At 73.4% G+C, this 7,896-nt stretch carries 8 protein-coding genes; 3 read left to right on the forward strand and 5 right to left on the reverse strand.

Features of this window, described 5'->3' with window-relative positions; genetic code table 11:
* On the forward strand, positions 1–646 hold a 646-nt coding region (locus UWG_RS0114145; protein ID WP_016907875.1), incomplete at its 5' end, for an ATP-dependent DNA ligase.
* Between the two features lie 24 nt (positions 647–670).
* On the opposite strand, the gene UWG_RS0114150 is transcribed toward UWG_RS0114145, so the two are convergent.
* The 3 genes from UWG_RS0114150 to UWG_RS0114160 form a co-directional block, all read right to left on the reverse strand.
* On the reverse strand, positions 671–1,081 hold the full coding sequence (locus UWG_RS0114150; RefSeq protein WP_016907876.1) for an HIT family protein: 411 nt from the start codon (positions 1,079–1,081) through the stop codon (positions 671–673).
* Positions 1,082–1,141: 60 nt separating this feature from the next.
* Positions 1,142–1,969, reverse strand: coding sequence for an aldo/keto reductase (locus UWG_RS0114155; protein WP_016907877.1), 828 nt, complete (start codon positions 1,967–1,969; stop codon positions 1,142–1,144).
* A gap of 83 nt (positions 1,970–2,052) precedes the next feature.
* Positions 2,053–2,847 carry a TetR/AcrR family transcriptional regulator C-terminal domain-containing protein gene (locus tag UWG_RS0114160; RefSeq protein WP_016907878.1) on the reverse strand — a complete coding sequence of 265 codons (795 nt, stop codon included), beginning with the start codon at positions 2,845–2,847 and terminating at the stop codon, positions 2,053–2,055.
* A gap of 121 nt (positions 2,848–2,968) precedes the next feature.
* Between UWG_RS0114160 and UWG_RS0114165 the strand changes: the two genes are divergently transcribed.
* Together UWG_RS0114165 and UWG_RS0114170 are read left to right on the forward strand one after the other, a co-directional pair.
* Positions 2,969–3,958, forward strand: coding sequence for an ATP-binding cassette domain-containing protein (locus UWG_RS0114165; RefSeq protein WP_016907879.1), 990 nt, complete (start codon positions 2,969–2,971; stop codon positions 3,956–3,958).
* Complete coding sequence (locus UWG_RS0114170) at positions 3,951–4,727, forward strand: ABC transporter permease (protein WP_016907880.1); 777 nt, start codon at positions 3,951–3,953, stop codon at positions 4,725–4,727. Before UWG_RS0114165 ends, UWG_RS0114170 begins: the two co-directional genes overlap by 8 nt.
* A 112-nt stretch (positions 4,728–4,839) precedes the next feature.
* On the opposite strand, the gene UWG_RS0114175 is transcribed toward UWG_RS0114170, so the two are convergent.
* Positions 4,840–5,874, reverse strand: a complete 1,035-nt coding sequence (locus tag UWG_RS0114175) for an NAD(P)-dependent alcohol dehydrogenase (protein ID WP_016907881.1) — start codon at positions 5,872–5,874, stop codon at positions 4,840–4,842.
* Positions 5,871–7,896, reverse strand: a 2,026-nt coding sequence (locus tag UWG_RS30065) for an ATP-dependent Clp protease ATP-binding subunit (RefSeq protein ID WP_016907882.1), incomplete at its 5' end; no start/stop codon positions are given. The genes UWG_RS30065 and UWG_RS0114175, both read right to left, overlap by 4 nt.

Genomic DNA, 7,896 nt, shown 5'->3' on the forward strand with positions numbered 1-7,896 from the left:
GCCGGTCTTCTTCGACGTACTCGCGCTCGACGACCGGGAGCTGATCGACCTGCCCGCCGCGGAGCGCCACCGCGCACTCGCCGGCGTGGTGCCGGAGCATCTCCGGGTCCGGCGGCTGGAGCTGCCCGACGCCCCCGAAGCGGCCGCGCGGGCGAGGGAGTTCGCCGACGACGTGCTGGAGCGCGGCCACGAGGGCGTCGTCGTCAAGGCGCTCGACTCGACGTACTCGGCGGGCCGGCGCGGCGCCTCCTGGCTGAAGGCGAAGCCGGTGCACACGCTCGACCTGGTGGTGCTGGGCGCCGAGTGGGGGCACGGCAGGCGCTCCGGCACCCTCTCCAACCTGCATCTGGGCGCCTTGGCCGAGGACGGTTCGTTCGTGATGCTCGGCAAGACCTTCAAGGGGCTGACCGACGCGCTCCTCGCCTGGCAGACGGAGCGGTTGCAGGCGTCGGCCGTCGAGGAGCACCGGTGGGGGATGCGGGTGCGGCCCGAACTCGTCGTGGAGATCGCCTTCGACGGGGTGCAGCGCTCGACCCGCTACCCGGCGGGCGTGACGCTGCGGTTCGCGAGGGTGCTGCGGTACCGGGAGGACAAGCGCGCCGAGGACGCCGACACGGTGGCGAGCGTACGGGCGCTGCTGAGGTGACCCGGTCGGCAACGCGCCGCCGGCTCAGGGGAGTTCGTCCCGGATGCGGCGGGCCGTCTCGGCTGCCGCTGCCTCGTCGGGATAGCGGGAGCGCGGCCAGAAGAAGCCGCGGAGGCCGTCCTTGGGGTTGCGCGGGACGATGTGGAAGTGCAGGTGCGGAACGGACTGGCTGACGCGGTTGTTCGCCGCGACGAACGAACCCGCGGAGCCCGTCCCCCGCTGGACGGCGCCTGCGACCGCCTGCACCCGCGCGAAGTAGCCGGGGAGCGCGCTCGCCGGGAGGTCGGTGAGCGTCTCGACGTGTACGGGCGGCACGACGAGCGTGTGTCCGGGGAAGAGGGGACGACGGTCGAGGAAGGCGACGGCGTCCGCGTCGCGCTGGACCAGGTGGGCCTCGGCGCGGCCGGCGACGATCTCGCAGAAGGGGCACTCCACGGGGCCAGTCAACCGCGTCGGCGGGCGGCGCGCACGCGGCGGGCCGCCCGCCCGGCGGCGTCAGTTGAGGGTGTCCGGGTCGGGTCCGACGCGCTCGCCCGTCTCCAGCGCGGTGAGTGCCTGCACCTCCGAGTCGTCCAGCCGGAAGTCGAGGACGTCGAGGTTCTCGGCCATCCTGGAGGGCGTCACCGACTTGGGGATCGCCACGTTGCCGAGCTCGATCTGCCAGCGGAGCACCGTCTGCGCCGGGGTCTTGCCGTGCGACTCCGCGATGCGGTGCACCAGCGGGTCGTCGAGGACGCCGTTGTTCCGCCCGAGCGGCGACCACGCCTCGGTGGCGATGCCGTGCTCGGCGTGGAAGGCGCGCAGCGCGCCCTGCTGGAGCCGCGGGTGCAGCTCGATCTGGTTGACGGCGGGGACGGTGTCGGTCTCCTCGAGGAGCCGCCTGAGGTGCTGGATCTGGAAGTTGGAGACGCCGATCGCCTTGGCGCGGCCCTGCCGCAGGATCTCCTCGAAGGCGCGCCAGGTCTCGACGTACGCGTCGATCGCGGGCGCCGGCCAGTGGATCAGGTAGAGGTCGACGTAGTCGAGGCCGAGGTTGGCGAGCGAGGTGTCGAAGGCGCGGAGCGCCGTGTCGTAGCCCTGGTCGGTGTTCCACAGCTTGGTGGTGACGAAGAGCTCCTCGCGGGGGATGCCGGAGGCGGCGACGGCGCGGCCCGTGCCCTCCTCGTTGCCGTAGAGCGCAGCGGTGTCGATGCTGCGGTAGCCGAGTTCGAGGGCCTTGCCGACCGCGGTGGCGGCCTCGTCGTCCGGCACCTGGTAGACGCCGAAGCCGAGCTGCGGCATCTTCGTGCCGTTGTTGAGCGTGAGGGCGGGAACGCTGGTCACGATGGGAACCTCATGGTGCTTACGGTGATCGGCTTTCCCCGCCATTCACGCACACTTCGCGCCGGACCGCCCACGCGGGCCCCTCAGTCTTCGGCGGAGGCCCGCGCGACGGCGCGCTCGACACCGTCGAGGAGGAGACCGACGCCGTGGGCGAAGTCGGCCGCCGCGTCGTCCTGGGGACCGGCTTCGTCCGGGGTGCCGGCCGGCTGCTCCAGCTCGCCGGAGCGGAGGAGGGCGGTGAGTGCGGGGAAGCGTTCGGCGTCGGTGACGCGGCGGAGCATGTCGGTGTACCAGCCCATCATGCTGCTGTCGGCGCCCTGTCCAGCGGATTCGCCGGGGCGGCCGGCTGCCGCCGCGATGTCCGCCATGACGCGCACCTGGCCCCGTACGTAGGCGTCGAGGACGGTGAGGACAGCGAGCCGCTCCCCCTGGCCGAGCGGTGTGCCGCCGAGGCGGCGGAGACCCTGTTCCATCCATGCGACGCCGTTGGGGCCGAGCGGAGGGGACTCGACGGGGATGCGCAGGGTCCACGGGCGGCGGACCGCGACCTCGCGGAGGCCCCAGGCCCACGCCTCCAGCTTCTCGCGCCACCCACCGCTCGCCGGCTCCTCGGGCGGGGGCCCGGCGGCCGCGTCGTGCATGAGCAGGTACAGGTCCTGCTTGGCGGCGACGTAGCGGTAGAGGGCCATGGTCGACGCGCCGACCTCCTTGGCGACGCGTCCCATGGAGACGGCGGCGAGCCCCTCGGCGTCCGCGACAGCGACGGCGGCCGCCACGATCCGCTCGACGCTCAGCCCCGGCACCGGGCCCTTGGGCCTGCGGGGCCGCAGCCCCCAGGCGGCCGCCACGCCGCTGGGCAACTCCCCCTGGTCCTGCATCACTTCGCTCCCTTCGCTGGACGGAACAGCCAGCGATGTGTATAGCATACGCGGTAATGCGTAAGGCATACGCAATGACGTGTGCGCCCTACGCGGTAACGGGGGCGCAGAAGGGAACCGCATGCACACGCAACAGTTGGCGGTGGAGGCCGAGGGGCTGCACCGCAGTTTCGGCGCGGGCGAGGTGCTCGGCGGAGTCGACCTCGCAGTGCCGCGCGGCAGCGTCTTCGCGCTGCTGGGACCGAACGGCGCAGGGAAGACGACGACCGTCCGCATCCTCGCCACGCTCTCCGCGGCCGACTCCGGCCGCGCCCGCGTCGCCGGGCTCGACGTCCGCGCCCGACGCACCGCGGTACGGCGGCTGATCAGCCTGACGGGACAGTACGCGGCCGTCGACGAGGCGCAGACCGGCGAGGAGAACCTGCGCACCGTCGCGCGGCTGCGCGGCTACCGCGGACGGGCTGCACGGCGCCGGGCGGCCGAGCTGCTGGAGGAGTTCGGGCTCGCCGAAGCGGGTGGCCGCCGCGTGGCGACGTATTCGGGCGGCATGCGGCGCCGCCTCGACCTGGCGGCCGGGCTCGTGACGCGGCCCGAGGTCGTCTTCCTCGACGAGCCGACGACGGGGCTCGACCCGCGCAGCCGCCGGGACCTGTGGGAGCTCGTGGAGACGCTGGCGCAGGACCCGCAGCATCCCGTGACCGTCTTCCTCACCACCCAGTACCTGGAGGAGGCCGACCGGCTCGCCGACCGTGTCGCACTGCTCGACGGGGGCCGCATAGCGGCGTCCGGGACGCCGGAGGAGCTGAAGGCCCGAGTCGGCGGCGCCCGGCTGGAGTTGACGCTGCGCGGCCCGGACGCCTACGCCGACGCGCTGCTCCGCCTGGGAGAACGCGCCCGGGAGACGGACCCGGGCGCCCTCACCCTGGCGGTGCCGACCGACGGGAGCGGGCCGCAAGTCCGCGGACTGCTCGACGAGTTGGACCCGCAGCGCACCGAGGTGGCCAGGTTCGCCGTGCGCACCGCCACCCTCGACGACGTCTTCCTGAGCCTCACCGGCGGCGCCCCGCCGGCCGCGGGCGGTCGCGCAGCGGAGGAGCACGCCCGTGTCTGAGCTCGCACCCCGGCGCGGCGGACTCCTCGCCGACACTGCAGCCCTCACGGCACGCTCCACCAGGATCAGCACCCGCAACCCGGACGCGGTGCTCGTCTCGCTGCTCATGCCGGTGCTGCTGATGGTCGTCTTCGTCCACCTCTTCGGCGGGGCGATCGACACCGGTACCGAATACGTCGCTTACGTCACCCCCGCGGTCCTCGTGCTCTGCGCGGGGTACGGAGCTTCGATGACCGCGCAGAGCGTCACCTTCGACATGGCGCAGGGCGTCGTGGACCGCTTCCGGTCGATGGACGTCGGCGCTGTGCCCTTCCTCGGCGGGCACGTCGCGGCGAGCGCGGCGCGCAACGCGGTGGCCGTGCTGGCGGTCGTGGGCGCCGCGGCGCTGATGGGCTTCCGGGCTGCGGGGAGCCCGCTCGGCTGGCTCGCGGCCGCGGGGCTGCTGCTCGCCTGGATCGTGGCGCTCTCCTGGCTCGCCGCCTGCGTCGGCCTCGTCGCCAAGTCGCCCGAAGGGGCGGGCGGGTTCGGGTTCTTCCTGCTCTTCCTCCCCTACCCGTCGAGCGGCTTCGTGCCGATCGAGACGATGCCGGGGTGGCTGCGCGGGTTCGCGGAGCACCAGCCGGCGACGCCGCTCATCGAGAGCGTGCGCGCGCTGCTGCTCGGGGAGCCGGCGGGCGGCGCCGTGTGGCGGACGCTCGCCTGGTGCTTCGGGATACTCGTCTGCTCGGTGGCGCTCAGCGGGGTCGTTTTTCGGCGGCGGAGCCGCTGAGGGGACGAGCGGCGGAGCCGCTGAAAGGGGCTAGCGGCGGAGCCGCCGAGCCGGACCCCCAACGCGCCAGGGAGAGCGACGCGTTGGGGGCGTGCGGGGAGCCGCTGTGCGGCTAGGGCACCACGACGGCGCGGCCCTGCACCTCGCCGTCGTGGAGTCGCTGGTAGGCGTGGGGCGCCTCGTCGAGGGAGTACCGCTCCACGTGGATGCTGAGGGTCCCCTGGCGGGCGAACTCCAGGACCTCGGCGAGTTCGGCGCGGCTGCCCCAGTACGGCGACCGCACGGTCGTCTCGTACGGCAGCGTGCCGAAACCGACGGAGAGGACGCCGCCCCCGATGCCCACCACGGTCACGTCGCCCGCGATGCCGACGCACCGGCCGGCGAGCGCGGTGGTGGGCGGAGCGCCGACGAAGTCGAGCACGACCTCGGCGCCTTCGCCGCGCGTGAGTTCCATGATCTTCCCCGCGGCGTCCTCGTCGGAGAGGAGCGCCTCGTGCGCGCCGACGGACAGGGCGAGGTCGAGCTTCTTCTCCGCGACGTCGAGCGCGACCACCCGCGTCGCCGTCATCGCGCGGAGCAGCTGGATGCCGACGTGTCCCAGGCCGCCGGAGCCGATGACCACCGTGGTGCTTCCGGCGACGAGCTTGTCGAGCGAGAGCTTGATCGCGTGGTACGGGGTGAGTCCCGCGTCGGTGAGCGGGGCCGTCGTCACCGGATCGAGGTCGCCGATCGGGACGCAGTGCCGCGCGTCGTCGACGACGAGGAGTTCGGCCATCGCCCCCGGCGCACCGAGACCGGGCGGGAAGATGTTCAACTCCCGCGCGCGCAGGCAGTAGTTTTCGCGTCCCTGCGCGCACATACGGCAGACGCCGCACCCCCAGGGCCCGTAGACGGCGACGTGTTCCCCGACGCTCAGCCCCGTGGCGCCTTCGCCGAGCGCCTCGACCCGGCCGACGCCCTCGTGCCCGAGGGTGAGCGGCAGCGGGAACCCCAACTGGTCCTCGGTGAAGCTCATCACGGCGATGTCGGAGTGGCAGGCGCCGGCGGCGAGCACCTTCAACAGCACCTGGCCCGGGCCGGGTCGGGGATCGGGGACGGTGACCACGGTGGGCGCGGCTCCGATGCTGGGGTACTGGAGAGCCTTCATCTTCCTGCCTTTCCCGGGGTGTCGGGCGCCTGTCGGGCGGTGCGGCGGTCGCCCTTCTCACGCACCGCTCCCGCCGAAAGCCGTGGCCGGCCGGCGGAGAGGGTGAGTTCGCCGTCCTCCGCGTCGACGACGACGGTGTCGCCGGCGACCGCCTCGTCCGCGAGGAGCATCGAGGCGACGCGGTTGTCGAGCTCGGTCCGGACGGCGCGGCGGAGCGGGCGGGCTCCGGACTCCGGCCGGTGGCCGTGGGCGACGAGCGTGCGCTTCGCCGCGTCGGTCACCTCCAGCACGATCTCCTGGGCCCGGAGCCGCCTGCGGCTCAGCTCGAGCATCCGGTCGACGATGCAGGCGAGGTCCTCCTCGTCGAGCGCGCGGAAGACCACCGTCTCGTCGACCCGGTTGAGGAACTCGGACGGGAAGCGGGAGTCGAGTTCCTCGAAGAGCCGGTCCCCGGTCTCGTCGTGGTGGGCGAGGAGGAGCTGGGAGCCGAGGTTGCTCGTCACGACGACGACGGTGCGGCGGAAGTCGACGGTGCGGCCCTGCGCATCGGTGAGGCGGCCGTCGAGCACCTGGCGGAGGGTGTCGAAGACGTCGGGGTGTGCCTTCTCCACCTCGTCGAAGAGGACGACGCCGTGCGGCTGCCCGCGGACCTTCTCCGTGAGCTGCCCGGCTCCCTCGTGTCCGACGTGGCCGGGCGGGGCGCCGACGAGGCGCGCGACCGTGTACTTCTCCTGGAACTCGCCCATGTCGAAGCGGACGAGTCCGCTCCCGTCCGCGAAGAGCAACTCGGCGAGCCCCTTGGCGAGTTCGGTCTTCCCCACGCCCGTCGGACCGAGGAAGAGGAAGGAACCGAGCGGGCGGTCCGGGTCGCCCGCCCCCGCCCGGTTGCGGCGCACCGCCTCGGAGACGGCGGTGACCGCCTCCTCCTGGCCGACGACGCGGTCGCGGAGCCCCCGCTCCAGCTTCAGCAGCCGCTCCTGCTCGCTCTCGGCGAGCTGCGCGACGGGGACGCCGGTGCGCCGCGACAGCACGTCGGCGACGTCGGCGGGCTCCACCGACATCACGCCCTCCCTGCGCTCCTCGACACCCGCGAGCTCCCCCTCGACCTCGGCGATCCGCTCCTGGAGCGTGCCCGCGCGCGCGAAGTCCTCGGCCGCCGCCGCCTCGTCCTTCTCCCGGCGCAGCTTCGCCAACCCGTCCTCCCTGCCGACCACTTCGGTGGAGCGGCCCCTCGCCCGCAGCCTGACCCCGGCGCCCGCCGTGTCCATCAGGTCGATCGCCTTGTCCGGCAGGAAGCGGTTGGGGACGTACCGCTCGGAGAGCTCCGCCGCGGCACGCAGCGCGGCGTCGCCGAAACGCACTTGGTGACGGGCCTCGTAGGAGTCGCGGAGACCCTCCAGGACCTGCACGGTCTCCTCGACGGACGGCTCGGGGACGAGCACCGGCTGGAACCGGCGCTCCAGCGCCTCGTCCTGCTCGACGTGCGTGCGCCACCCGTCCGTCGTCGTGGCGCCGACCACGTGCAACTCGCCGCGTGCGAGGGCCGGTTCGAGGATGTTGCCGGCGTCCGTCGAGCCGTCCGCCTCCGAGCCCGTCCCGACGACGGTACGGAGTTCGTCGACGAAGAGGACCGTCGACTCGGCGTCGCCCTGCACCTCGTCGATGACGTTCTTCAGGCGCTCCTCCGACTCTCCCCGGTACTTCGAGCCGGCGACGAGTCCTGCGAGGTCGAGGGCGACGACGCGCGTGTCCTTGAGCGTCCGGGGGACGTCGTCGGAGACGATCCGCTGCGCGAGGCACTCGACGATCGCCGTCTTCCCGACACCCGGCTCACCGACGAGGACGGGGTTGTTCCTGGTGCGCCGGGAGAGGATCTCGACGGTCTGCTCCACCTCCCCGCCCCGGCCGACGACGACGTCGAGCCGGCCGGCACGCGCCTCCTGCGTGAGGTCGCGTCCGTGCTCGTCGAGGGTGGGTGTGCGGCTCGGACGGCCGCCCGCCTCCGCAGGCTCGCCGCCGGCC

Source organism: Streptomyces xiaopingdaonensis (assembly GCF_000262345.1).
GTDB classification, from domain to species: Bacteria; Actinomycetota; Actinomycetes; order Streptomycetales; family Streptomycetaceae; genus Streptomyces; species Streptomyces xiaopingdaonensis.